The following is a 26924-nucleotide window of genomic DNA, read 5'->3' as shown; positions in this document are numbered from 1 at the left end:
CTTCTGGGTTTCGTCTGTCCTTCACGGCTGTTCTCTCGACGCGCTTCTCGACGCCCGGGGCGAGCTCTGCTCAGGTTCGTCTCACTCTGTGTCGTGTCGTCTCGCCATGCGAGACAATTTCCGAGAGGTCGTCTTCCGATGCGTCAACCGTCCCTCATAGCGCGCCGTGTGGCCGCGGTGTCCGTCAGCCTGGTCGTGGCAGCGGGTGCTGCCGCCTGCGGCCCTGAGGACAACGATGCCAAGAGCAGCGGAGGCGACTCCAAGCCGCAGAAGGGAGGCACGCTGACGGTCCTGAACGCCAACCCGCAGGAGGACTTCGACCCGGCGCGCCTCTACACCTCGGGCGGCGGCAACGTCCCCTCCCTCGTCTTCCGCACCCTCACCACCCGCAACCGCGAGGACGGCGCCGCCGGCGCCGAGGTCGTCCCCGACCTGGCCACCGACACCGGCCGCCCGAGCAAGAACGCGACGGTCTGGACGTACACCCTGAAGAAGGGCCTCACGTACGAGGACGGCAGCGCGATCACCTCCGCCGACATCAAGTACGGCATCGAGCGCTCCTTCGCGGCCGAACTCTCCGGCGGTGCGCCGTACCTGAGGGACTGGCTGATCGGCGGCGCCGACTACCAGGGGCCGTACAAGGACAAGGGCAAGGGGCTCGACTCGATCGAGACCCCGGACGAGCGCACCATCGTCTTCCACCTGAACAAGCCCGAGGGCGAGTTCCCCTACCTCGCCACGCAGACCCAGTTCGCGCCCGTGCCGAAGGCCAAGGACAACGGCACCAAGTACGAGGAGCACCCGGTCTCCTCGGGCCCGTACAAGGTCGTCAAGAACGAGAACGACGGCGAGCGGCTGGTCCTGGAGCGCAACACGCACTGGTCCGCGGCGACCGACGAGGAGCGCAAGGCCTACCCCGACAGGATCGACGTACGGTCCGGACTCGACTCCTCCGTGATCAACCAGCGGCTGTCGGCGTCCCAGGGCGCGGACGGCGCCGCCGTCACCACGGACACCAACCTCGGTCCCGCCGAACTGGCCAAGGTCTCCGGCGACAAGGAACTCGCCTCGCGCGTCGGCACCGGGCACTTCGGCTACACCGACTACATCGCCTTCAACCCGAAGGTGAAGCCGTTCGACAACCCGAAGGTGCGCCAGGCGATCTCGTACGCCGTCGACCGCTCCTCGGTGATCAACGCGGCCGGCGGTTCCTCGCTCGCCGAGGCCGCGACGACCTACCTGCCCGACCAGAAGTCCTTCGGCTACACGCCGTACGACCATTTCCCGGCGGGCCGGTCCGGCAACGCGGCCAAGGCCAAGGCGCTGCTCGAGAAGGCCGGTTACAAGAACGGGCTCACGGTCACGCTGACGCACTCCAACGCGAAGGACTTCGAGACCAGCCCGGAGATCGCGACCGCCGTCCAGGACGCCCTGAAGAAGGCCGGGATCACGGTCAAGCTCCAGGGCCTGGAGGACAACGACTACTCGGACACGGTCCACAGCGCGAAGACCGAGCCCGGGTTCTTCCTCGCCCACTGGGGTGCCGACTGGCCCTCCGGCGGCCCCTTCCTCGCCCCGATCTTCGACGGACGCCAGATCGTGAAGGACGGCGCCAACTTCAACACCGGTTTCCTCAACGACAAGTCCGTCAACGACGAGATCGACGCCATCAACAAGCTGACCGACCTCGACGAGGCCGCCGAGCGCTGGGGCGCACTGGACAAGAAGATCGGCGAGCGGGCGCTGACCGTGCCGCTGTTCCACCCCGTCTACAAGCGGCTGTACGGCAAGGACGTCAAGAACATCGTGATCAGCGACTGGACCGGCGTGCTGGACATCTCCCAGGTCGCGGTGAAGTAGAAGCATGAGTGAGGCCCTGGTGGCCTCGGAGGCCGCCGGGACGGATCCGTCCGTCCCGGCGGTTTCGGGGGCCCGACAGTTCTGGCGGCGGCTGCGTGCGCAGCGCGCCGCCCTCGTCGCGGCGGCCGTCGTGGCGCTGCTCGTCCTGGTCGCGCTCGCCGCGCCGCTCCTCACGGCCGTCGAGGGCCAGGACCCGACCACCTACCACCCCTCGCTGATCGACTCGGCGCGCGGCGGCGTTCCGCTCGGCTCCCTCGGCGGTGTCGGCGGCGGCCACTGGCTCGGCGTGGAGCCGCAGACCGGACGCGATCTGTTCGCCCGGCTGGTGTACGGCGCCCGGGTCTCGCTCGGGGTGGCGCTCGCGGCGACCCTGGTGCAGGTCCTCATCGGCGTCGTGGTCGGCGTCGCCGCCGCCCTCGGCAACCGCTGGGTCGACCAGCTGCTCAGCCGCGCCGCCGACGTCATCATCGCGATGCCGCTGATGATCGTGTCCCTCGCGCTGCTCGCGATCGTGCCGGGCAGCTTCCCGCGGCCCGTCCTCGTCGCGCTGATCATCGGTCTGGTGGCCTGGGGCTCGATCGCGAAGATCGTCCGCGCGTACACCCTGACGCTCAAGGAGCTGGACCACGTGGCCGCCGCCCGGCTCAGCGGCTGGGGCTCCTGGCGGGTCGCCCGCCGCGAGCTGCTGCCCGCGCTCGGCGCACCCGTCATCACGTACGCCGCCCTGCTCGTCCCCATGAACATCACCGTGGAGGCGGCGCTCAGCTTCCTCGGCGTCGGCGTGAAGCCGCCGACGCCGTCGTGGGGGCAGATGCTCACCGCGGCGGACGTCTGGTACCAGGCGGCACCGCAGTACCTGCTGCTGCCCGCGGGATCGCTGTTCGTCACCGTGCTCGCCCTGACCGTGTTCGGGGACGGCGTGCGGACGGCGCTCGACCCGCGCGCGGCCTCCCGGCTGCGCGTCGGCACGGGACGCAGGCGGGAGGCCAAGGCATGAGCGGCCCGACCATCTCGTCCGGCTTCGCGGGATTCGCCGTACGGCGGCTGGCCGGTGCCGCCGTCACCCTGCTCGCGATCACCGTCATCATCTACGCGGTGTTCTACGTCGCTCCGGGCGATGTCGCGCAGATCACCTGCGGCCCGCGCTGCTCGCCCGCCCAGGTGCACCAGGTGGCGGAACAGTTGAAGCTCGGCGACCCGCTCTACCTGCGCTACTGGCACTTCCTCCAGGGCGTCCTCGCCGGTCAGGACTACTCCACGGGCACGTCCGTGCAGCACTGCGACGCGCCCTGCCTCGGACTCTCGTACCAGAGCGACCAGCAGGTCACGCAACTGATCCGGGCGAAGCTGCCGGTCACCCTCTCCCTCGTGCTGGGCGCCATGGTGCTGTGGCTGATCCTCGGCGTCGGCACCGGAGTCCTCTCCGCGTGGCGGCGTGGCCGCCTCAGCGAGCGGCTGCTGACCGGCATCACACTCGCCGGCACCGCCACGCCCGTCTTCGTCATCGGTCTGGTCCTGATGATCGTCGTGTGCGGGCAGCTGCGGTTGCTGCCCTTCCCGCAGTACGTGCCCTTCACCGAGGACCCCGAGCAGTGGGCCTGGAACCTGCTGCTGCCGTGGCTCGCGTTCGCGCTGATCGAGGCCGCCAAGTACGCCCGGCTGACCCGCGCCTCGATGCTGGAGACGCTCGCCGAGGACCACGTGCGCACCTTCCGCGCGTACGGCGTGGGAGAGAAGTCGATCATCGGGCGGCACGCCCTGCGCGGGGCGCTCGCGCCCGTCATCGCCCTGAGCGCCAACGACTTCGGCTCGGCGATCGGCGGCGCCGTGCTCACCGAGACGATGTTCGGCCTGCCCGGACTCGGGCGCGAACTCGTGCACGCGGTGAACGTCGTCGACCTGCCGGTGGTCGTCGGCATGGTCCTGGTGACCGGCTTCTTCGTGATTGCGGCCAATGCCGTCGCGGACGTGCTGTTCGCGGTGGCGGACCGACGGGTGGTGCTCGCATGAGCCTGGAGAAGACGGACCGGCGTCCAGCCGGGACCGGCGGGAGTCCAGGAGGAGCGGACGGCAGCCTCGTCGAGGTCGGAGACCTCTCGGTCGCGTTCGGGGAGCTGCGGGCGGTCGACGGCATCTCCTTCCGGCTGGAGAAGGGCGCCGCGCTGGGCCTGGTCGGCGAGTCCGGCTCCGGCAAGTCCACCGTCGCGTCCGCGCTGCTGGGGCTGCACCGCGGCACGGGGGCGCGGGTCGGCGGGGTCCTCCGCGTGGCCGGTGTGGACGTGGAGACGGCCTCCGACGGCGAGCTGCGCCGGCTGCGGGGCGGGAAGGCCGCCATGGTCTTCCAGGATCCGCTGTCCTCCCTCGACCCGTACTACGCCGTCGGTGACCAGATCGCCGAGGTGTACCGGGTGCACACGCGGGCGTCCCGGCGGGCGGCACGCGCGCGTGCCGTCGCCGTGCTCGACCGGGTCGGCATTCCCGACGCCGCACGCAGGGCCCGCTCCCGCCCGCACGAGTTCAGCGGCGGCATGCGGCAGCGCGCGCTGATCGCCATGGCCCTGGCCTGCGAGCCGGACCTGCTGATCGCCGACGAGCCGACCACCGCCCTCGACGTGACCGTCCAGGCCCAGATCCTGGACCTGCTGCACACGTTGCGGGAGGAGACCGGGATGGGGCTGCTGCTGGTCACGCACGACGTCGGCGTCGCGGCCGAGAGCGTGGACGACATCCTCGTGATGCGCCACGGACGTGCCGTCGAGCGCGGCACGGTGGGTGCGGTGCTGGGGTCGCCGCGGGAGCCGTACACCCGGGAACTGCTGGGGGCGGTTCCGCGGGTGGACGAGCCGCGGGGGCGCGAGCTGCGGGCGAGCGCCTCACCTGTGGACGAGCTGCGGGTGGGTGCCACTTCTGTGGGCGAGTTGCGGGTGGGCGCCTCTCTCGACGAGCCGGGGGTGGGTGCTCCTCCTGCGGACGAGGGGCGCGTGGGTGTCCCGGCGCCGTCCGGTGCCCCACTTGCCGTCGGCCCGGCGCCGGCCGGCGAGGTCGCGCTGGAAGAGGCCGTGCTGGAAGCGGTGGGACTGCGGCGCGAGTTCGGCCGCGGTAGGGGCCGGGTCACGGCGGTGGACGACGTGTCGCTCGCCGTCCACCGGGGCGAGACCCTGGGGATCGTGGGGGAGAGCGGCAGCGGGAAGACGACGCTCGGCCGGATGCTGGTCGGCCTCCTGGAGCCGACGGCCGGGTCCGTCCGCTACGAGGGGCGTACCCGCTCCGGCGTCGGCCCGGCCGTGCAGATGGTGTTCCAGGACCCGGTCTCCTCCCTCAATCCCCGGCGCAGCGTGGGCGAGTCGATCGCCGATCCGCTACGGGCGCGGGGCGAGCGGGACGAGGACCGGATCCGGGGGCGCGTACGGGACCTGCTGGAGCGCGTGGGTCTCGAACCGGCGCACTACGACCGCTATCCGCACGAGTTCAGCGGCGGACAGCGCCAGCGCGTCGGCATCGCGCGGGCCCTCGCCGCCGAACCGCGCGTCATCGTCTGCGACGAACCGGTTTCCGCGCTCGACGTCACCACGCAGGCCCAGGTGGTCGCCCTGCTCGGCGAGCTGCAACGGGAACTGGGGCTCGCACTGGTGTTCGTGGCGCACGACCTCGCGGTCGTGCGCCGGGTCAGCGACCGGGTGGCGGTGATGCGGCGCGGTCGCATCGTCGAACAGGGACCGGTCGACGAGGTGTACGAATCCCCGCGGGACCCCTACACCAAGCAACTGCTGGCCGCCGTACCGGCGCTCGACCCGCAGACCGCCGCCCGGCGCCGGGCGGCCCGCCGACAACTGGCCGCAGCGTCAGCGAGCTTGGCGTCGTGATCCCTTAGCGCGACGGAACGCCGCCCGTGCGGGAAAGTCACGCCCGTTCACCCCTTCTGGTGGCGCGACGGACAACCGTCCGTCGCGCCACCGTCATGTCCGCATACGTTCGTCCCGCTGCGAGCCGCCCGACCAACGGCGGCTCCCCACACGGGAGATCGGGGGTGCACTCGTGCGCATCGGACTGCTTACGGAGGGCGGCTATCCGTATGTGAGCGGTGACGCCACGCTCTGGTGCGACCGGCTCGTGCGCGGGCTCCGGCAGCACGAGTTCGACATCTACGCGCTCAGCCGCAGCCAGCACCAGGAGGACGAGGGCTGGGTCGCGCTGCCGCCCCAGGTCAGCCGGGTACGCACGGCGCCGCTGTGGACGTCCGAGGACGACGGCGCGGTCCTCGGACGGCGGGCGCGCCGCCGCTTCGCCGAGGCGTACGGAGAGTTGGCCGCGGTGGTCTGCGCGGGGTCTGCAATCGCCGCCGGTGTGCCTGCACTCGCCGCCGGCACGGAGGCACCCGCCGCCTCCGGAACCCGCGAAGCGCTTGAGGCGGACCGTTTCGGCAGTGCCCTGTACGCCCTCGCCGAACTCGCCCGCGACGAGGGCGGACTGGTCGGCGCCCTGCGCTCCGAGACCGCCGTACGCGCCCTGGAATGCGCCTGTCGTGCGCCGGGTGCTCTCAGGGCCGCCCGCACGGCCGGGGTGCCGGACCTGCTCGCCGTCGCCGCCCACTTCGAGCGGGCGCTGCGCCCCCTCTCCCTCGACTGGTACGAGGACGACGGGCTCGGCTCGGTCGACCTGTGCCACGCCGCGGCCGGCGGCTCTGCCGCGCTGCCCGGCCTGCTCGCCCGTCACTTCTCCGGCGTTCCCCTGCTGGTCACCGAGTACGGAGTCCAGCTCCGCGCCCACTACCTGGCCTCCGGTCAGGCGCCCCCGGCCGTACGGTCGCTCCTCGCCGCCTTCCACGGCGCTCTCGCCGCCGAGGTCTACCGCCGGGCCGCCGTCATCACGCCAGGCAACACGCACGCCCGCCGCTGGCAGGAGCGCTGCGGCGCCGACCGCGCCAAGCTGCGCACCGTCTACCCCGGCATGGAGGCCTCCCGCTTCGCGCGGGTCGGCGAGAACGCGGAGGGCGCCGCGTGCGTGAACCCGGACACGCCGGTCGCCGACCCGGACACACTGGTCTGGGTCGGCCGCATCGAACCGGCCAAGGACCTGATCGCCCTGCTCCACGCCTTCGCCGAGATCCGCAGGGAGGAGCCGAAGACGCGGCTGCGGATCGTCGGTGCCGCCGCCGGTGCCGAGGGCGCCGCCTACCTCGGTCACTGCAAGGCCCTGGCCGCGCAGCTCTTCCCCGACGAGGCGGAGGGCGTGCACGCGGTCGGCGACAACGCCGTCTCCTTCGAGGAGATCGGCGGCCCCGAGGTCCCGAACCTCGCGGAGGCGTACGCATCCGGGGCCGTGGTCGTCCTGTCGAGCGTCGTCGAGGGCTTCCCGATCAGCCTGGTCGAAGCCATGTTCTGCGGACGCGCCACCGTCTCCACGGACGTCGGCGCGGTCGTCGAGGTCATCGGGGGTACGGGGCTGGTGGTGCCCCCGCGCAATCCGCGGGCGCTCGCCGAGGCGTGCGTGGCGCTGCTGCGCGACCCCGAACGCCGTGAGCGCCTCGGTGCCGCCGCCCGCGCCCGGGCCCTCGAACTGTTCACCGTCGAGCAGAACGTCGCGGCCTTTCACGACATCTACCTGGACATCGTCTCGCACTCCCCGGTGCGCCGGATGGTGGTCGACGAGGCCGGTGAGCCCCTGCCCTTCGGCATGCCCGCCGAGGCCCATGTACCCGGCCGCTGGACCGAGTCCCGCCTGATGGCCGCGGGCCGGCCGCGCTGGGCGGCCGGAGCGCCGGTACGGGCCACGGTGACCGCGCCGACGCTCGCCGCGACCCCCGCCGCTTCCGTCGTCGTCCCGGCGGTCCCGGTTGCCGCCGTCCCGGCGGTCCCCGCGGGAGAGGGCGTGTGATGAGCGAACACGGCGGAGTGAGCGGCCTGAGTGAACCGGGTGTGAGGGACACGCGGGACGAAGTGGCCGAACCGGATGTGAGGGGCTCGGGCGGGGGCGGCCGGGACGTGCTGGACGCGGAGGGCGTGGGCCGGCGCGGCCACGACGTGCCGGAGGCGGGTGCATCCGGTCAGGGCGTGCCGGATGTGAGGGGTGCGGGTCAGGACGGCCAAGGCGCGCTGGATGTGGAGGGCGTGGGCCGGAACGGCAAGGACGTGCCGGAGGCGCAGGGTGCAGCCGGTCAGGGCCTGCCCCATGTGACGGGTGCGGCCGGTCAGGGCGTGCCGGATGGGAAGGATGCGGCCGGTCAGGGCGTGCCGGATGTGGGGCGCGTGGGCCGGGGCGGCCGGAGCGAGGGCGCCTGGGGCGCCGCGCACAGGGCGGTGGGCCGTCGAGGCGCCGTCGACCCCGTGAAGGCGCTGATGCACCGGCACCGCGAACTGTGCGCACGGGCCGTCGACCCGCTGGAGATCGCCGCGGGCCTGGAGGCACACGGCGTGACCGACCGGACCGCCGCGCGCTTCCGGCACCGGGACGTGTTCTCGCTCGCGGAGGAGATGTACGCCCGCGTGCCGCGCGACGGTGATCCGACGGCGCAGCCCGAGCGGAGCGACGCTTCCGGCGCGCCCGCCCGCTGGGCCGCACTCGCCCTGTTGCCGGGCATCCTGTGCGCCGCCACCGTGGCGGGCCTGCGCCTCACCGACGGCCGGCCGCACCTCGCCGTGGCCGCGACCGGTGTCCTGGCCGTGGTGCTCGGCCTCCGGGCGGCACTGCGCCGCGGACCCCTCAGCGCCCCGAACCGCAGCACCCCCGGAGCGTGGACCTGCTGGCTCCTCGCGTACGCGCTCCTCGGCGACGGACTGCTGAGCGCCGGCCTCGCGGGCGGTCCCGACGGCGCCTGGCCCCTGGCCGTCGCGCCGCTCCTGGCCCTCGCGCTGGCCTGCGCCCCCGCAGCCTGGTGCACGCACCTCTTCTCCGTACGCGCCCGGCGCAGGCTGACCGTCAGCCGCGGGCTGGAGGAGTTCACCGCCTCCGTGAAGCCGCTGCTCCTGGGGACGTTCGGGCTCTTCCTCTGTTCCCTGGCCGCGCTGCTCGCCCTGTGCGGGACGGTCCTGGGTGAGCCCGCCGCCCTCGGCGGAGCCGGGGCTCTCGGAGCACTGCTCCTGCTCGCCCGCCTGCTCACCACGCACGGCTTCACCCACGCCCCTGCCGTCGTCCTCGCCGCCGCGGGCGCGAGCGAGGCGACCGCCCTGTCAACGGTCTTCGCGAGCCGCCTCCCCGGCTGCTCGTCCCTCGCCACGCCGGTCGAGACCCTCGTCCAGGCGGGCGGTCCGGGGGCCGTCCCGGCCGTGGTGTGCGGCACGGCCGCCCTCGTGCTTCTGGTCCACGCCACCCGCACCCTGACCCGGGCCTCCGCCCACGCCACACCGGCCGGAGCCACCCCGTGAGGACCGGCTGCCGGTCCGCGCACCCCCTTTCTCCCGCGGGGCCGACACCGCGGGCCCCACTCCCGATCCACGGCACCACCCCTGAAGGAGAACGCCAGATGATCACCTCCCGAACCGGAGAGTCCGCCCCGGGAGCCGCCCGATGAGGGTCCTGCTGATCGGAGCCAACGGATATTTGGGCCGCTTCGTCGCCGACCGGCTGCTCGCCGACCCGGCCGTCCAGCTCACCGCGCTCGGCCGCGGCGACGACGCCGACGTACGGTTCGACCTCGCCTCCGGCAGCCCCGGCGCGCTCACCCGCTTCCTGGACGCGGTGCACCCCGGGGTCGTCGTCAACTGCGCGGGCGCCACCCGCGGCGGCGCCCGCGAACTCATCCGGCACAACACCGTCGCCGTCGCCACCGTCTGCGAGGCCCTGCGCCGCAGCGGCTGCGGCGCACGACTCGTGCAGATCGGCTGCGGCGCCGAGTACGGGCCGAGCCAGCCCGGCTCCTCGACCGCGGAGGACGCCGTACCGCGCCCCGGCGGCCCGTACGGCGTCAGCAAACTCGCCGCCACCGAACTGGTCCTCGGCTCGGGCCTGGACGCCGTCGTGCTCCGCGTCTTCTCGCCCGCGGGCCCCGGCACCCCCGCCGGATCCCCGCTCGGCCGTCTCGCCGAGGCCATGCGCCGCGCCATCCAGTCCGGCGACGGCGAACTCAAACTCGGCGGCCTCGGCGTCCAGCGCGACTTCATCGACGTCCGCGATGTCGCCCGCGCCGTCCACGCCGCCTCCCTCTCCGCCGCCCAGGGCGTCATCAACATCGGCTCGGGCCGCGCCGTACGCCTGCGCGACGCCGCCGCCGTCCTCGCCCGGGTGGCCGGCTACGGCGGCGCACTGCACGAACTCGACGGGCCGCCGGGGCCGATGAGGCCGTCCATCATCCACCCCCGCAACGAACCCGACCACGTGCCCCCGACCGCCTTCCCCTACCCGGACGGCTGCGGCAGCTGGCAGCAGGCCGACGTCCGCACCGCGCGCGACCGCCTCGGCTGGCGGCCCCGCATCAATCTCGAGGAATCCCTCGCCGACATCTGGATGGAGGCGGCATGCCGTATCTGACCCGCTCCGCGGCGGGCACCGCGAGCACCGGCGTGGGACTCGGCTTCGGCATCCCCGGCTATGCGCACCCCCTCGTCGCTCCGCTGGAGTGGGGTGAGCTGGCCCGCCCCGGCACCCCCTTGCACTGGGTCGTCCTCAACGTCGCCGACGGGCCCGGTACGCGCCCCGACCCCCGCTGCCTGGAAGCGGCGGGACGCCTGCGCAACGCCGGGGTCCGGGTGCTGGGACACCTGGACACCGCCCACGGTGCCCGCACCTTCCGCGAACTGGTCTCCGACGCCCACCGCTACCTCGACTGGTACCGCGCCGACGGCTTCTTCCTGGACCGCTGTCCCACCGAGCGCGCCGCGCTCCCCGAGGTCCGTCGCACGGTGACCACGCTCCGGGCGCTGTGCGAGCGAGGTCACATCGTGCTCGGCCACGGCACGCACCCGTACCCCGGATACGCCGAGGACGCCGATCAGCTGGTCACGTTCTCCGGCTCCTGGGGCGACTACCGCTGGTCGCAGGCGGCGGAGTGGACCGCCGACCATCCGCCCGAGCGCTTCTGCCACTTCGTGCACGGCGTCCCCCGCGGCCACCTCGAAGAGGCCCTGCGCATCGCCCGCTGGCAGGGCGCGTCGACGATCTACTTCACCGACCGCACCGCCGACGGCGGTCGCGCCGACCCCTGGTCGACCATGCCCGGCTACTGGGACGAGATCGTCTCGCGAGTCGGAACGGGTGTCTCGGAATGAAGAAGGGCGTGGCAGTGTTACGGGGAGAACGACCTCCCTCGGTCTCGGCTGTGCCCGAGCAGGGGGACACCCATTGATTGACCGATTAACGGAGTAACCGTGTCGCTGCCACCCCTGGTCGAGCCGGCTGCCGAGCTCACCGTAGACGAGGTCCGCAGGTACTCCCGCCACCTGATCATTCCGGACGTCGGAATGGACGGGCAGAAGCGGCTGAAGAACGCCAAGGTGCTCTGTGTGGGCGCCGGCGGCCTCGGATCGCCGGCCCTGATGTACCTGGCCGCCGCGGGCGTGGGCACGCTCGGCATCGTGGAGTTCGACGAGGTCGACGAGTCGAACCTGCAGCGCCAGATCATCCACAGCCAGGCTGACATCGGCCGCTCCAAGGCCGCGTCGGCGCGTGACTCGGTGCTGGGCATCAACCCGTACGTGAACGTGGTCCTTCACGAGGAGCGGCTGGAAGCCGACAACGTGATGGACATCTTCAGCCAGTACGACCTGATCGTGGACGGCACGGACAACTTCGCCACCCGGTACCTGGTCAACGACGCGTGCGTGCTGCTCGACAAGCCGTACGTATGGGGTTCGATCTACCGCTTCGACGGCCAGGCCTCGGTCTTCTGGTCCGAGCACGGCCCGTGCTACCGCTGCCTCTACCCGGAGCCCCCGCCGCCCGGCATGGTCCCCTCCTGCGCCGAGGGCGGTGTCCTCGGCGTGCTGTGCGCGTCTATCGGATCCATCCAGGTCAACGAGGCCATCAAGCTCCTCGCGGGCATCGGCGAGCCGCTCGTCGGCCGTCTGATGATCTACGACGCCCTGGAGATGCAGTACCGCCAGGTCAAGGTCCGCAAGGACCCGGACTGCGCGGTCTGCGGTGAGAACCCCACCGTCACCGAGCTCATCGACTACGAGGCCTTCTGCGGCGTCGTGTCCGAGGAGGCCCAGGAGGCGGCCGCCGGCGCGACGATCACTCCGAAGCAGCTCAAGGAGTGGATCGACGACGGCGAGAACATCGACATCATCGACGTCCGCGAGATCAACGAGTACGAGATCGTCTCGATCCCAGGTGCCCGGCTGATCCCGAAGAACGAGTTCCTCATGGGCACCGCTCTGGAGAGCCTCCCGCAGGACAAGAAGATCGTCCTGCACTGCAAGACGGGTGTCCGCAGTGCGGAAGTCCTCGCCGTGCTCAAGTCGGCGGGTTTCTCCGACGCGGTGCACGTCGGCGGCGGCGTGATCGGCTGGGTCAACCAGATCGAGCCGGACAAGCCCATCTACTAGGCGTCCACGCCGGTCCGTCGGACGTCCGGCTTTTCGGCAGGGGCCCGGCACCGCGTGTGCCGGGTCCCTCTCCGCGGGGTCCCGCCCTGCTACGGGCGGATCCCGGCGCGCTACGAGCAGACCATGCCGTCCTTCGGCACCGATCCGTCCAGCAGGTAGCCGTTCACCGTGGAGTCGACGCAGTCGCTGCCGCTCCCGTACGCCCCGTGCCCCTCGCCCTTCCAGGTGAGGAGCACGCCGACGTCCTTCCCCAGCTCGTCCGCCATCTTGCGGGCACCCTCGTAGGGCGTCGCCGGGTCCCCGGTGTTGCCCACGAGCAGGACGGGAGCCGACCCGGGCGCGCTGACCTCCGGCGTGTCGTACTGCCCGGCGACCGGCCAGTCGTGGCACCAGCCCGCTGTGTCCCAGCCCATGAAGTCGCCGAAGACGGGCGAGATCTTCTCGAACTCCGGCAGCAGCCTCTCCGCCTCCTCGGGCGTCAGCCGCTGCTTGTCGTCCAGGCACGATATGACTCGTTGGGCATGGGTCGTCGTGCCGTAGTGCCCGGAGGCGTCCCGCTCGTTGTAGCCGTCGGCCAGCGTCAGCAGCTGTGAACCGTCTCCGCCCTCGGCGGCCTTCAGGGCGCTGGTCAGGGTGGGCCAGGACTGCTCGCTGTACAGCGGCAGGACGATGCCGGTCAGCGCCAGCGACTGAGTGAGCTTGCGGTCGGAGGACGCCGCGAGCGGCTTCGCGTCGATCCGCTCCAGCAGGTCCACGATTTTCTGGGAGCCCCGCCTCGGATCCTGACCCGTCGACTTCAGGTAGGCGTCCAGAGCGCGCTGGAAGCCACGGGTCTGGTTCTTGGCATGACCCACCGTGTCGGCGCTCGGGTCGACGACGGCGTCCAGCACCACACGCCCCACGTGCTCGGGGAACAGATGGGCGTACACCCCGCCCAGCTCCGTGCCGTACGAGATGCCGAAGTAGTGCATCTTCGGGTCGCCGAGGACCTGGCGCATCAGGTCCAGGTCGCGGGCGGTGTCCGTCGTCGAGACGTGCGACATCAGCTTCCCGCCGTTCCTCAGGCAGCCCTTGCCGAAGTCCGTCGCGTCCTTGAGGTAGGCCGTCTTCTCGGTCGCGTCGTCCGGGGTCGCGTCCACCGACTCGGCGGCTTCCATCTCCTTGTCGCTGCGGCAGCGCACACCTTCGCTGGCGGCGACTCCGCGCGGGTCCCAGCTCACCAGGTCGTAGCGCTGGTGGAGCTTCGAGACCGTACCCGCGTACGACGGCATCGTGGCGACGCCCGAGGCGCCCGGGCCGCCGAAGTTGAAGACGAGGGAACCGAGTCGCTTGCCGCCGCCGGTCGCCTTCGCACGGATCAGCGCGAGGTCGATGGTCCTGCCGTCCGGTTGCGCGTAGTCGAGAGGCACCTTGAGCTTCGCGCACTGCCAGGCGTCGCCCGGGGCGGGGGAGTCCGACGTGCCATTGCAGCCGCCCCAGTCCAGCCGCTGCGAGGTCAGCGACGAGGGCAGTCGCGGCGAGGCGCCGGACGAGGGCGTCGTGGCCGACGAGTCGGAGCGGTCCTGTCCACCGGACGTGTTCTTGCCTTCGCCGGAGGAGCCCCCGCTGCAGCCGGCCACCAGCAGAGCGGCGGCGGCCGCCGCCGCCCATCGTGCGAAACGTGTCATGCGCTCTCCCCCTCAGCAGTGATCCGCTCGAAGTCGCCGATCACCTGCAGGCCATAGTAGGCGCCTGCGCCCGACCACCGTCGGAGCCTGTGGATAACGCTTTGACCTGCTGTTTTCTAGGAGCAGACGGTTCCGGCGGAGGGCACGGTCCCCTGCAGCAGATAGCCGTCGACCGCGTTGTGCACGCACTTGTTCCCGCTGTCGTAGGCACCGTGCCCCTGGCCCTTGTACGTCAGCTGGACGCCCACCGACCGGCCCAGCGCGTCCGCCATCTTCTTCGCACCCTCGTACGGTGTGGCCGGATCGCCGGTGTTGCCGACGACGAGGATCGGAGCCGATCCGGGCGCGCTCACGTCGGGGTGGTCGGCGGCGCCCGCCACCGGCCAGTCGCTGCAGCTGACCATGCCCCAGGCCAGGTAGTCGCCGAACAGCGGCGAGGCGGACCGGAACTCAGGCAGCTTCGCCTCCACGTCGGCCGTGGTGTAGCGCGGCTTGTCGTCGGCGCAGTTGATGGAGACGTTGGCCGCGGTGATGTTGCTGTACTCGCCGTCCTCGTTGCGCCCGTTCATCGAGTCGGACAGCAGCATGAGCACCTTGCCGTCACCGGCGTACGCCTCATCGAGGCCCTGCGTGAGGTACTCCCAGAAGTCCTTGGAGTACAGGGCCTGGGCGATGCCGCTGGTCGCCGCGGTCTGGGTCAGCTCGCGGGGGAAGACGCCGGGAATCGGCTTGCGGTCGAGGTCCGCCAGCAGTTTCGCGATGCGGTTCCTGACGTCCTGTGGGGAGTCGCCGACCGGGCAGTCCTCCGTCTTCGAGGTGCAGTCCTCGGCGAAGTTGTCGAGGGCGAGCTGGAAACCCCTGGCCTGTCCCAGAGAGCCCTGTTCCGGGGTCTGCGTCGGGTCGACGACCGCGTCGAAGACGGCGCGCCCCACCTTCCCGGGGAACAGGTGCGCGTACACGCCGCCCAGTTCGGTGCCGTACGAGATGCCGAAGTAGTACAGCTTGTCGTCGCCGAGCACCTGCCGCATCAGGTCCATGTCACGGGCCGCGTCGGTCGTCCGCACGTGCGGCAGGGTATGACCCGAGTTCTTCTCGCAGGCCGCATTGAACTGCTTGGTGTTGTCGAGCAGCTCGGTGCGTTCCGCCGTGTCGTCCGGCGTCGCGTCCTGCTCGAAGTACTCGTCGAGCTGCTGGTCGTCCTCGCACTTCACGCCCGCGCTGCGGCCGACCCCGCGAGGGTCGAAACTCACCAGGTCGTAGCGGGTGCGCAGCTTCGCGTAGTCCTCGCCGAAGGCGGGCAGCGCGGTGATTCCGGAGCCGCCGGGGCCGCCGAAGTTGAAGACGAGCGAGCCGATGCGCTTGCTCTTGTCGCCACTGGTCCCGGCCCGGATCAGGGCGATGCCGATAGTGTCGCCCGTGGGCTTGTCCCAGTCGAGCGGCGCCTTCATCGTGGCGCACTGCCACTTGGTGCCCCCCGGCAGCGGCGAGGGTGCGTTGCCGCCGCCCTCGGACGCGGACGGCGCGGGGCACTCCTTCCAGCTCAGCTTCTGAGCCGTCAGGTCCTCGTCCTTGGAGTCGTCGTCACTGCAGCCCGTCGTCAGCGACGACAGCAGTAGGGCGGCGGCGGTGAGGGCAGCGGCGCGCAGTCGGGGCGGCTTCGGCATGATCCCATCCTGAGGTCGCGCCCGGCGGGACGCTCGGGGCGCGGGCCGTGCGGGTGAGGAGCGGCCGGTGGTTCGTCCGGATCACGTGAAGGCTCGTAAGGATCACCCGACGGTCCGTACGGATGCCCAGCGGGCTCGTGGGGACTGCCCGCGCGTGGGCTAGAGCGCGCCCTTGCGGGTCAGATGGTTGAAGAACAGCCATCCCGGCAGCACCGGAAGCCAGAGCGTCAGGAGCCGGTACAGCAGCACCGCGGGTGCCGCGACCTCCTTGGGGAGCCCTACGGCGATCAGACCGACCGTCAGCGTCGCCTCGACCGCGCCGACGCCGCCCGGGGTCGGCGCCGCCGAGCCGAGCGCGTTGCCCGCGAGGAAGACGACGGCGACGCTGGCGAGACTGAGGATGGTCGTCTCCTCGTGGCCGAAGGCCCTGATCGACGCGTCCAGGCACATCACGAAGCAGGCGGTGAGGAGCAGCATGCCGCCGATGCCGGTGATCAGCTTCTGCGGCCGCTGGAGCACGTCGAGCATGCGCGGCACGACCCCGGCGAACAGCGACCTCACGCGCGTGGCGACGAATTTGCGCAGGAACGGCACCGAGGTCACCACGAGCACCAGGACCGCGACCGTCAGCAGACCGGCGATGACCGTACGGGACGGCGACAGGGAGGGCGTCTTCTCGGTGCCGGTGAGATATCCGAACGACAGCAGCATCAGGATGTGGCAGCCGAGTCCGAACAGCTGCGACGCGCCGACACTGGCCACCGCGAGCCCGGGGCGGACGCCCGCGCGTTGCAGGAAGCGGGTGTTGAGGGCGACTCCGCCCACGGCCGCGGGGGCCACGATCTTCACGAACGAACCGGCGACCTGCGCTGCCACGGTCCGCAGGAACGGCACCCGCTCCGGTACGAAGCCGAGCAGGCTCATCGCCGCGGCGAAGTAGCTCAGCGCCGAGAACAGCACGGCCGCGGCGACCCAGCCCCACTCGGCGCTGTCGAAGAGGGTGCCGAACTCGATGTGGGTCAGCTGCGTGAGCAGGAAGTACGCGCCGATGGCGCCGGCGATGAAACTGATCAGCGTGCGCGGCCGGACGCGCTCCAGGCGGGCCGGCTCGACCGGCGCCTGCGGCCTGATCAGCAGCACCTGGTGGCGGATCTGGGTGAGCAGATCCTCCTCGCGTGCCTCCTCCAGAGCGTCGTCTATCGCCCGCTTCTCCGCCCGCTGCTCGGCACGTACGGCCTTCTTGTCGGGCTTCTCCAGTACGGGCCCGGTGTGCTCGTGGGCTTCCTCGGTGCGGGCGAGCTTGTCCTGCCGGGAGGCGTCCAGGACCGCGTCGCGCTCGCGCTGGGCACGCTCACGGGCCAGTTTCCGCAGGGTCGCGCGCGTGGAGCGCGTCAGCGCGATGGGCTGGAGCAGCGGGAGGCAGTCCGCGACCGCGTCCGGGCCCAGTACGCCGACCGCCGAGGCGACCGCCCGCTCGGCGCCGACGCGCAGTCCGAGCGTCGTCACCAGTTGCGCGATGTCCATGCGCAGCACCAGGTCACCGGCGGCGATCTCGCCGCCGCGCAGGTCGGTGAGGATCACCGTGCCTGAACGATCCACCAGGATGGCGTCGCCCGCGAGCCTGCGGTGCGCGATGCGACGCGACTGGAGCGCCTGGACCTGATGCCACGTGTCCCGCAGGAGGTCGTCCGTGATCATCTCGTCGGGCACCGAGTCGAGCGTGTGGCCGCCCGTGTGCTCGTAGACCAGCATCACCGCGTCGGGGCCGAGTTCGGAGGTCGCGATCAGCTTCGGCGCGTTGGCACCGGCCGCGATGGCCGCGTACGCGAGGAGTGCTTCCTGCTCCAGGGCCTGGCGCAGGGACTGCAGGCTGCGGCGCGTGGTGATGCCGCGCAGCGTCAGCCGGCGCCACACGCGGTAGAAGAAGCCCTGCGCCTGCTGTTCCCGGTCGACGACCGTGACGTCCAGGGGTGGGCCGTCCTCCAGAGTGACGAAGTAGCGCCGGCCGCGGTCACCGTTGTCCGTGGTGTCCGGCGCCTCGTCGCGGGCCGCGCTCACCGGGTGGAAACCGACGTGCCGCAGTCCCGCCATCAGCGTCCGGCCGGTCGGACGCACGTTCGGCGAGCCGACCGCGTACAGCGTCCCGTACGCGACCGTCCAGCCGATCAACACGGTCAGGATGATCGAGAACGGTGTCGTGTAGCCGGTGACCAGCATCGAGAAGGCGTCCAGGAGCAGCACCACCCACAGCACGGCACGCCAGCGCGGCCGGCGCGACATGCCGACGGCCGTCATGTAGGCGATGACGGGCGCGAGGTAGCCGTGCACCGGGTCGGTGAGGGCGTGGACATCGCCGGGCGAGGGCTGGGTGAGCGCTTCCTGGATGGAATGCGGCGCGGCCTTGGCGACCCACAGGTCGGTGGCGAGCGTCACTCCGTGGGCGAGGACGGCGGCGAGCACACCATCGGCGATGCGCAGACCGTCCCGCTTGATCAGCCGCTCGATCGCGAACGCGACCGGCACCAGGAGGATCGCGATGCTCGACACCAGGCCGGCGATCTTGATCAGCAGGTCGGGTGCCTGGCCGGTGCCCTTGTTGATGTCCTGTTCGAGCCCCGACGTGGTGCCGTGGGCGAAGGCGGCGACAGCGAGCAGCAGCACGATCGCGAGGAACCCCACGAGGAGCCGCATCAGGTCCGAGGGGCGGTGCACGCGCGCGGGGAGCAGCGGTTCGTCGCCCTCGACCTCGTCGTTGTGCGGGTCCTCGGCACAGTCGGCGCTCTGCCCGCTCACGTCGTCCGCAGCCGCGTTCGTGGGCGCTCGGTCGCCTGCCTGAGCGGTGTCCGGGCGCGACGACGCCTCAGAGGTGCCCTCCGCGTCCTCGGGGTGCACACCCTGCTGCTTCATCGTCTCTTCTTGATCTCGTATCACCTGTCACCGCCCGCACGATGGTGGCATGCCCGGCCGGGACACGGGGGCAGGAGGGTGCAATACGGGGGCGCACAGTCTGCCGGAAGCAGGCCCCCGGGGCGAGTGCTGCGCCCCGTGACCGCCGCGTCGCTTTGTCGGTGGGGTGGGGCAGGATGGGTCGGATGAGCGAGGAGAGCCTTCCGGCGGACGCCCTGCCGGAGTACGCGGAGCGGGTGCTCGACGTCGCCGAGCTGATCCCGTCCGGGCACGTCATGACGTACGGGGACGTCGCCGAATGGCTGGACGAGGGCGGCCCGCGCCAGGTGGGCCGGGTGATGGCCCTGTACGGAGGAGCGGTCCCGTGGTGGCGCGTCATCCGCGCGGACGGGGTGCTGGTCCCCGGACACGAACTGGAGGCGCTGAGCCACTACCGCGCGGAGGGCACGCCCCTGAAGGAAGCCGGCCGGACCTCCGAAGGTCATCTGCCGCGCGTCGACATGGGACGGGCGAGATGGGACGGGGGCGAGCGCGCGGAAGGTCACACCTGACAGCTTCCGCCATCGGACGGGCGAACGGGGAACCTGTGGCCCGTACGGGGGAAGTCGGGCACCCGCGCGGGATGCCGTACGTTCGAGCAGCGAGGGACGCACGGGGCACGGGGGAAGAGGGGGAAGCCCTCCTTCCACGGTGTCCACCGGCGTAGCGTCTTCCCGGGTGTCCACCGGTGTGGCATCGGCGACGTACGTCTCCCTCACCCCGCTGCCACCCCCTCCCGCACGCGCCGGCCCTCGTACCGGACGCCCGACCACCCCTGAACGAAGGCGCTCAGCGCCCGCAGTGACCGAACGCACAACCACCAGGACCGGCGAACCACGTGAGCTCCTCCTCTTCCACCAGGCGCCTGTCGCACCACCAGGTGCGCCAGGGGACCCGTGGCGCCTATCGGCTGGTACGTACCCCGCCGGCCCGGCCGGACCCCCCTCGTCCGGACGCGGCGCAGCGCTCCGTGGTTCACCACAAGGGGGGCCCGCTGCTCGTTCTGGCCGGTCCCGGTACGGGCAAGACGACCACGCTCGTGGAGTCGGTGGCGGCACGCATCGCCCGGGGCGGGGACCCGCAGCGCATCCTGGTGCTGACCTTCAGCCGCAAGGCGGCCGTCGAGCTGCGTGACCGCATGGCGCTGCGCATCGGAGCCGCGCGCGCCCCACGGGCGACCACGTTCCACTCGTACTGCTACGCCCTGGTCCGCGCCCACCAGGACAGCGACCTGTTCGTCGAGCCCCTGCGGCTGCTGTCCGGTCCCGAACAGGACGTGGCGGTGCGTGAGCTGCTCGCGGGGCAGCCCGCCCTGGAGCGGCTCGGTCTCGCGCACGTGCGCTGGCCGGACGAACTGCGGGCCTGCCTGACCACCCGCGGCTTCGCGGACGAGGTCCGCGCGGTGCTGGCCCGCAGCCGCGAGCTGGGACTGAGCCCGGACGCCCTCGACGCGTTCGCCTCCCGCATCGGCCGCCCGGACTGGCGGGCGGCGGCCGCCTTCCTCGCCGAGTACCTCGACGTACTCGACATGCAGGGAGTGCTCGACTACGCCGAACTCGTCCACCGCGCGGTGCTGCTCGCCGGCCGGGCGGAGGTCGCCGAACGGCTGGCCGCCCAGTACGACGCGGTCTATGTGGACGAGTACCAGGACACCGACCCCGCACAGGTACGGCTGCTGCACGCCCTCGCGGGAGGAGGCCGCACCCTGGTGGCCTTCGGCGATCCCGACCAGTCGATCTACGCGTTCCGCGGTGCCGACGTGAACGGCATCCTGGAATTCCCGCACGCGTTTCCGCGCGTGGACGGCCACCCGGCGCCGGTGGCGGTCCTGCGCACGTCCCGCCGCTCGGGAGCGGCCCTGCTCGGTGCCACGCGTCTGGTCACCCAGCGCATGCCCCTGACCCGCCTGCCCGCGGAGAAGGTCCGCGCCCACCGTGAGCTGACGCCGGTCCGCGGCGGCGGGCGCGTCGAGGTCTACACGTACCCGACACCGGGCACGGAACTGGACAACATCGCGGACATCCTCCGCCGGGCGCACCTGGAGGACGGCGTCCCGTGGGGTGAGATGGCGGTCCTGGTGCGCGCGGGCTCCCGCACCATCCCCGCCGTCCGGCGCGCCCTCACGGCCGCAGGCGTCCCCCTGGACATCGACGGCGACGACCTGCCGCTGCGCCACGAACCGGCCGTGGCACCCCTGCTGGTGGCCCTGAGGGCGGTGGCGACGGCGGCGGCGGAGACGGTGGGCGTCGGCTCTGGGGCCGCTGACCGGTCCGCCCCGGAAGCGGGTGCGGAGCCCACGAAGCCTCTGCTGTCCGAGCCCACGGAACCTGTGCTGTCCGCGCAGCCCGTGCCGTCGGAGCCCGCGCAGCCCGTGCTGTCGGAGCCCGTGCAGCCCGTGCCGTCCGCGGAGCCCACCGAGCCTGCGGATCCCACGGAGTCCATGCCCTCCTCGGAGCCCACCGAGCCCACGGAGCTCACGGACCCGAAGGCGCCCGCGCCGTCGACCCCGGCGGACTCCGGAACGGCCGCCTCCGGTCGGGTGGGAACCTGGCTCGACACCGAGACCGCGCTCACGCTGCTCACCTCGCCCCTCGCCGGCATGGACGCCGCCGACCTGCGCCGCCTCGGCCGTGCCCTGCGTGAGGAGGAGCGCGCCGGGGGCAATCACGTGCCCCCGCCCTCCGACGAACTGCTGAGGCGCGCACTCGCCGAACCGGAACGGCTGGTGGCGCACGATCCGGCGTATGCCCGGGGTGCCCAGCGCCTGGGCGCGCTGCTGCGCAAGGCACGCGAACGACTCGCGGGCGGCGGCACGGCGGAGGAGGCCCTCTGGGACCTGTGGGAGGGCACACCGTGGCCGCAGCGACTGGAGCGCTCGGCCCGGCGCGGCGGCGCGGCGGGGCGCAACGCCGACCGCGACCTCGACGCGGTGTGCGCGCTCTTCGCGACCGCGGCCCGCGCCGAGGAGCGCATCGGCGGCCGCGGCGCCCTCAACTTCCTGGAGGAGATCGAGGCCCAGGACATCGCCGCCGACACGCTCACCCGCAGGGCCGTGCGCCCCGACGCCGTGCGCCTGATGACCGCGCACCGCTCCAAGGGCCTGGAGTGGCGGCTCGTCGTGGTCGCCGGCGTCCAGGAGGGGCTGTGGCCCGACCTGCGGCGGCGCGGCTCCCTGCTGGAGGCCGACCGCATCGGACGCGACGGCCTCGCCGAGCCCCTGACCCCCGGAGCGCTGCTCTCCGAGGAACGCCGGCTGTTCTACGTGGCCGCCACGCGCGCGCGTGAACGCCTCGTCGTCACCGCGGTGAAGGCCCCGGCGGACGACGGGGACCAGCCCTCCCGCTTCCTCACCGAGCTCGGCGTCGAGCCCAAGGACGTGACGGGCCGCCCGCGCCGCCCCCTGTCCGTGGCAGCCCTGGTGGCCGAACTGCGGGCGACCACCGTCGACCCGCGCGTGTCCGACACCCTCCGGGAGGCCGCCGCCCGCCGCCTGGCGAGGCTCGCCGCGCTCGGCGACGAGGACGGCCGCCCCCTGGTGCCGTCCGCGCACCCCTACCGCTGGTGGGGCATGTACGAGCCGACCGAGAGCAAGGTGCCGCTACGGGACCGCGACCACCCCGTCGTGCTCTCCGGAAGCGCCCTGGACCAGCTCGCCAACACCTGTGCCCTGCAGTGGTTCCTGGGCCGCGAGGTGAAGGCGGACGCCCCCGCGACGGCCGCCCAGGGATTCGGCAACGTGGTGCACGTCCTCGCCGACGAGGTGGCCTCCGGGCACACCCCCGCCGACCTCGACGTCCTCATGGAGCGGCTGGACTCCGTGTGGAACGCGCTCGCCTTCGACGCGCCCTGGAAGTCGTCGCAGGAGAAGGAGCACGCGCGCGTGGCGCTCGAACGCTTCCTGAAGTGGCACGTCATGGACCGCACCGGCCGTACGCCGGTGGCCAGCGAGCAGGACTTCGACGTGACCCTGGAAGCGGGCTCCTACGAAGTGCGCATCCGCGGCTCCATGGACCGCGTCGAGACGGACTCCGAAGGCCGTGCCTACGTCGTCGACTTCAAGACCGGCAAGCAGGCACCGAGCGCCGCCGACGTGGCCCGCCACCCGCAGCTCGCCGTCTACCAGCTGGCCGTGAAGCACGGGGCGGTCGACGAGGTCTTCGACGGCGTGCGTCCGGAGCCCGGCGGCGCGGAACTCGTCCAGCTGCGACAGGGCGCCGCCAAGAAGAACGGCGGCGAGACCTTCCCCAAGGTGCAGGCCCAGGAGCCGCTGGCGGGGGAGTGGGTCGGCGACCTCCTCGCCACCGCCGCGGGCAAGGTCCTCGACGAGCGGTTCACCCCGGCCGCCGGGCAGCACTGCACGCACTGCGCGTTCCGGGCGTCGTGCAGCGCGCGGCCGGAGGGCCGGCAGGTGATCGAATGACGGGAGCCGCTCCGCAAGGGCCCAGGGGTGTCGTGCCGGAGTGACCCGCCCCGGTGAGATACCGCGCGGCGTCGGTACGTCCGACGCGGGCCCGGGTGGCGTGCCGCTCGGCGTCGGACCGACGCCGCCCCGGGTGACGTACCGCACGGCGTAGATACGTCCGACGCGCTCCGGGTGACCTGGCGCCCGGCGTCGGTACGTCCGACGCGGCCGAGTGACGTACCGCACCCCCCGGGCTGACCAGCGCTTCTTCCGTCCCGTCGGCCGATGCGGTCCTCGCTGTCAGTGGGCGCCGCTAGCCTCTCAGACGTGCCAGCCCGTATCACCGACCCCGAGCAGCTCAAGGAGCTCCTGGGCATCCCCTTCACCCCGGAGCAGACGGCGTGCATCACCGCACCGCCCGCTCCGCAGGTGATCGTGGCCGGAGCCGGGTCGGGCAAGACCACGGTGATGGCGGCCCGCGTCGTGTGGCTCGTCGGCACCGGCCAGGTCGCCCCGGAACAGGTGCTCGGCCTGACGTTCACCAACAAGGCGGCCGGTGAGCTCGCCGAGCGCGTCCGCAAGGCACTCATCAAGGCAGGGGTCACCGACCCCGACGTGATCGACCCGGACAACCCTCCCGGTGAACCCGTCATCTCCACGTACCACGCCTTCGCCGGCCGGCTGCTGACCGACCACGGCCTGCGCATCGGGCTGGAACCCACGGCGCGCCTCCTCGCCGACGCCACCCGCTACCAGCTCGCCGCGCGGGTCCTCCGAGAGGCCCCGGGTCCCTACCCCGCCCTGACGCGCTCCTTCCCCGACCTGGTGAGCGACCTCCTCACGCTCGACTCCGAGCTCGCCGAACACCTCGTACGCCCCGAGGACCTGCGGGCGTACGACGCCGAGCTGCTGCGCTCGCTGGAGGGCGCCAAGCTCACCAACGCCGATCTCCGCAAGGTCCCCGAGGCCGCCGCGGCCAGGCGGGAGCTCACCGAACTGGTGGGCCGCTACCGCACGGCCAAGCGCGAGCGCGACCTGCTCGACTTCGGTGACCAGATCGCCCTCTCGGCGACCCTGGCCCGCACCCGTCCGGAAGTCGGCGCGATCCTGCGCGACGAGTTCCGCGTGGTCCTGCTCGACGAGTACCAGGACACGTCGGTGGCCCAGCGCGTCCTGCTGGCCGGGCTGTTCGGCGGTGGCACCGGCCACCCGGTGACCGCGGTCGGCGACCCCTGCCAGGCGATCTACGGCTGGCGCGGCGCCTCCGTCGCCAACCTGGACGACTTCCCCGAACACTTCGCGCACGCCGAGGGCCGCTCCGCGACGCGTCAGTCACTCAGCGAGAACCGCCGCAGCGGCGGCCGCCTCCTGGACCTCGCCAACGGCCTCGCGGAACCCCTGCGCGCGATGCACGCGGGCGTGGAGGCCCTCCGCCCCGCCCCCGGAGCCGAGCGCGACGGCATGGTCCGCTGCGCGCTGCTGCGCACCCACGCCGAGGAGATGGCGTGGCTCGCCGACTCGATCGCCCACCTCGTACGCACCGGAAAGGCACCCGGCGAGATCGCCGTGCTGTGCCGCACGGCGACCGACTTCGCCGAGATCCAGGGCGCCCTCGTCGCCCGTGACATCCCGGTCGAGGTGGTGGGCCTCTCCGGCCTGCTGCACCTGCCCGAGGTGGCCGACCTGGTCGCCGTCTGCGAAGTCCTCCAGGACCCCGGCGCCAACGCCTCCCTCGTCCGCCTGCTCACCGGCCCGCGCTGGCGGATCGGCCCGCGCGACCTCGCGCTCCTGGGGCGGCGTGCCCGTCTGCTCGTGTCCCACGCGCGCGGGGACGACGGCGACCCCGACCGCCGGCTCGCCGCCGCCGTCGAAGGAGTCGACCCCGCCGAGGTGATATCGCTCGCCGACGCCCTCGACACGTTCCTGGAGACGCCTTTCGGCGCCGAGGCCGAGGACGACGGGCTGCCGTTCTCGCCGGACGCAAGGGTGCGCTTCGCGCGGCTGGCCGCCGAGCTGCGCGACTTGCGGCGCTCGCTGTCCGACCCCCTGATGGACGTCCTGCACCGTGTGCTGGCCGTCACCGGCCTTGAGGTCGAACTGTCCGCGTCCCCGCACGCCCTGGCCGCCCGCCGCCGCGAGACCCTCTCCAACTTCCTGGACGTCGCCGCCTCCTTCGCGGCCGGCGACGGGGAGGCGACCCTGCTCGCCTTTCTCGGCTTCCTGCGGACGGCCGCGCAGTACGAGAAGGGCCTCGACAACGCCCTCCCGGGCGGCGAGAACACCGTCAAGGTGCTCACCGCCCACAAGTCCAAGGGCCTGGAGTGGGACGTCGTCGCCGTACCCGGCCTGGTCACCGGCACCTTCCCCAGCACCCAGGGCCGCGAGAAGTGGACCGCCCAGGGAAAGGTCCTGCCGCACGAGCTGCGCGGCGACGCCGACACGCTGCCCGACATCGACGCCTGGGACGCCCGGGCCATGAAGGCCTTCCACGAAGCCATGAAGGGCCACCAGCACACCGAGGAACTGCGCCTCGGCTACGTCACGTTCACCCGCCCCCGCTCGCTGCTGCTCGGCTCCGGCCACTGGTGGGGGCCCTCGCAGAAGCGCCCGCGCGGCCCCTCGGACTTCCTGCGGGCCCTGTACGAGCACTGCGCGTCCGGGTACGGCGAGACGGAGGTCTGGGCCGACGAACCCGCGGAGGACGAGGAGAACCCCGCCCTGCGCGAGGCCGCAGCCGACCACGCGTGGCCGCTCCCGCTGGACGACGTGGCGCTGACCCGGCGGCGCGCCGCCGCGGAGACCGTCCTGGCCCACCTGGAGCGCGTCGCCGCCCATGACGAAACCCACCCGGGGACCGCGCGGCCCGGCGCCGTCCACGACCCCTCCTCGCACGACGACCCAAACTGGCCGCCGCCACCGGACGACGACGAGTTCCCCGACCCGGACGGTGACCACGACGGGGGCCTCTCCACATCCGAAGAGGCCGCCTCCGACTGGGACTCCTGGACCACGGACCGGCCCTCGCGGGCGCCGCACGCGCGCGTACCGCTCACCCACGAGCACGGACAGAAGGACGAGGGTGACCGGCCCGTCATCCCCCACGCGCGTGCCCACCCCGCCGATCCCGACGACGGACTCGCGTCCGCGAGCGCGCCCCTCACCCCGGAGGAAGCCCGCACCCTCGCCTCCTGGGACCGTGACCTGGAGGCCCTCACCGGCGAACTCCTGCGGGCCCGCGCGAGCGTCACCGACGTACCCCTGCCCGCGTCGCTGACGGCGTCGCAGCTGCTGCGCCTGGCAGCCGACCCGGACGGTTTCGCGCAGGAACTCGCCCGCCCCATGCCGCGCCCGCCCCAGCCCGCGGCCCGCCGCGGCACCCGCTTCCACGCCTGGATCGAATCCCGCTTCGAAGCGCTGCGGCTGCCCATGCTGGAACCGGACGAGCTGCCTGGCAGCGAGGCCGAGATCGCCGACGAGCACGACCTGGAGGCCCTCAAGGAGGCCTTCGAACGCAGCGCGTATGCGCACCGCACCCCGTACCGCGTCGAAACCCCCTTCCAGGTGGCCATCGCCGGACGCGTCGTGCGCGGCCGCATCGACGCCGTCTACCGGGAGGACGACGGCGACCGCACGACGTACGAGATCGTCGACTGGAAGACGAGCCGCACCCGCTCCGCGGATCCCCTCCAGCTCGCCGTGTACCGGCTGGCCTGGGCCGAGCAGCAGGGCGTACCCCTCACATCGGTCACGGCCACCTTCCTGTACGTCCGCAGCGGGGAGGCCGTCCGCCTCGACGGGCTCCCCGACCGGTCCGCACTGGAGCGGTTGCTCCTGGACGACCCCGCCGAAGGCGCCCCGGAGGATCCGCCGGACGAGCGTGTCGGCGCGGGCCGATAGGCTCGTGGCC

At 72.5% G+C, this 26924-nt stretch carries 15 protein-coding genes; 12 read left to right on the top strand and 3 right to left on the bottom strand.

The features are described from left to right. Positions 1-138 precede the first annotated feature (138 nt). The 9 genes from AC0ZLC_RS14755 to moeZ all read left to right on the top strand — a co-directional run bounded on the left by AC0ZLC_RS14755 (position 139) and on the right by moeZ (position 12338). Complete coding sequence (locus tag AC0ZLC_RS14755) at positions 139-1860, top strand: ABC transporter substrate-binding protein (RefSeq protein WP_476752392.1); 1722 nt, start codon at positions 139-141, stop codon at positions 1858-1860. Between the two features lie 4 nt (positions 1861-1864). Continuing rightward, positions 1865-2857 carry an ABC transporter permease gene (locus AC0ZLC_RS14750; protein WP_476752391.1) on the top strand — a complete coding sequence of 331 codons (993 nt, stop codon included), beginning with the start codon at positions 1865-1867 and terminating at the stop codon, positions 2855-2857. Then, the gene (locus AC0ZLC_RS14745) at positions 2854-3870 is read left to right on the top strand and encodes an ABC transporter permease (protein WP_476752390.1); all 1017 of its coding nucleotides are present in this window, start codon (positions 2854-2856) and stop codon (positions 3868-3870) included. The genes AC0ZLC_RS14750 and AC0ZLC_RS14745 overlap by 4 nt, the downstream gene beginning before the upstream one ends. Further along, positions 3867-5723: a dipeptide ABC transporter ATP-binding protein gene (locus AC0ZLC_RS14740; protein ID WP_476752389.1), complete on the top strand. Its 1857-nt coding sequence runs from the start codon at positions 3867-3869 to the stop codon at positions 5721-5723. The genes AC0ZLC_RS14745 and AC0ZLC_RS14740 overlap by 4 nt, the downstream gene beginning before the upstream one ends. A gap of 172 nt (positions 5724-5895) precedes the next feature. Beyond that, complete coding sequence (locus AC0ZLC_RS14735; RefSeq protein ID WP_476752388.1) at positions 5896-7734, top strand: DUF3492 domain-containing protein; 1839 nt, start codon at positions 5896-5898, stop codon at positions 7732-7734. Continuing rightward, a complete protein-coding gene (locus AC0ZLC_RS14730) occupies positions 7734-9221 on the top strand; it encodes a hypothetical protein (RefSeq protein ID WP_476752387.1) in 1488 nt (495 codons plus the stop codon). Before AC0ZLC_RS14735 ends, AC0ZLC_RS14730 begins: the two co-directional genes overlap by 1 nt. 142 nt (positions 9222-9363) lie before the next feature. After that, positions 9364-10323 (top strand): NAD-dependent epimerase/dehydratase family protein, encoded by a 960-nt coding sequence (locus tag AC0ZLC_RS14725; RefSeq protein WP_358850182.1) that lies wholly within the window; start codon positions 9364-9366, stop codon positions 10321-10323. Then, positions 10311-11060 (top strand): spherulation-specific family 4 protein, encoded by a 750-nt coding sequence (locus AC0ZLC_RS14720; protein ID WP_476752386.1) that lies wholly within the window; start codon positions 10311-10313, stop codon positions 11058-11060. The genes AC0ZLC_RS14725 and AC0ZLC_RS14720 overlap by 13 nt, the downstream gene beginning before the upstream one ends. 99 nt (positions 11061-11159) lie before the next feature. Continuing rightward, a complete protein-coding gene (moeZ, locus tag AC0ZLC_RS14715; RefSeq protein WP_476752385.1) occupies positions 11160-12338 on the top strand; it encodes an adenylyltransferase/sulfurtransferase MoeZ in 1179 nt (392 codons plus the stop codon). A 110-nt stretch (positions 12339-12448) separates the two neighbouring features. Here the strand turns inward: moeZ and AC0ZLC_RS14710 are convergent, their stop codons facing one another. The 3 genes from AC0ZLC_RS14710 to AC0ZLC_RS14700 form a co-directional block, all read right to left on the bottom strand. Beyond that, positions 12449-14005 carry an alpha/beta hydrolase gene (locus AC0ZLC_RS14710; protein WP_476752384.1) on the bottom strand — a complete coding sequence of 519 codons (1557 nt, stop codon included), beginning with the start codon at positions 14003-14005 and terminating at the stop codon, positions 12449-12451. A 116-nt stretch (positions 14006-14121) separates the two neighbouring features. After that, complete coding sequence (locus tag AC0ZLC_RS14705; RefSeq protein WP_476752383.1) at positions 14122-15669, bottom strand: alpha/beta hydrolase; 1548 nt, start codon at positions 15667-15669, stop codon at positions 14122-14124. Positions 15670-15828: 159 nt separating this feature from the next. Further along, positions 15829-18576, bottom strand: coding sequence for a lysylphosphatidylglycerol synthase transmembrane domain-containing protein (locus AC0ZLC_RS14700; protein WP_476752382.1), 2748 nt, complete (start codon positions 18574-18576; stop codon positions 15829-15831). Between the two features lie 185 nt (positions 18577-18761). Here AC0ZLC_RS14700 and AC0ZLC_RS14695 point away from each other — a divergent pair, with 185 nt between their 5' ends. The 3 genes from AC0ZLC_RS14695 to AC0ZLC_RS14685 all read left to right on the top strand — a co-directional run bounded on the left by AC0ZLC_RS14695 (position 18762) and on the right by AC0ZLC_RS14685 (position 26914). Continuing rightward, complete coding sequence (locus AC0ZLC_RS14695; RefSeq protein ID WP_476752381.1) at positions 18762-19127, top strand: MGMT family protein; 366 nt, start codon at positions 18762-18764, stop codon at positions 19125-19127. A gap of 326 nt (positions 19128-19453) precedes the next feature. Continuing rightward, on the top strand, positions 19454-23035 hold the full coding sequence (locus AC0ZLC_RS14690; protein ID WP_476752380.1) for an ATP-dependent helicase: 3582 nt from the start codon (positions 19454-19456) through the stop codon (positions 23033-23035). Positions 23036-23344: 309 nt separating this feature from the next. Next, positions 23345-26914, top strand: coding sequence for a UvrD-helicase domain-containing protein (locus AC0ZLC_RS14685; protein WP_476752379.1), 3570 nt, complete (start codon positions 23345-23347; stop codon positions 26912-26914). Positions 26915-26924: the final 10 nt, after the last annotated feature.

Source organism: Streptomyces sp. GLSS-08 (assembly GCF_056387915.1).
This window is presented reverse-complemented; position numbering and strand designations above follow the sequence as displayed.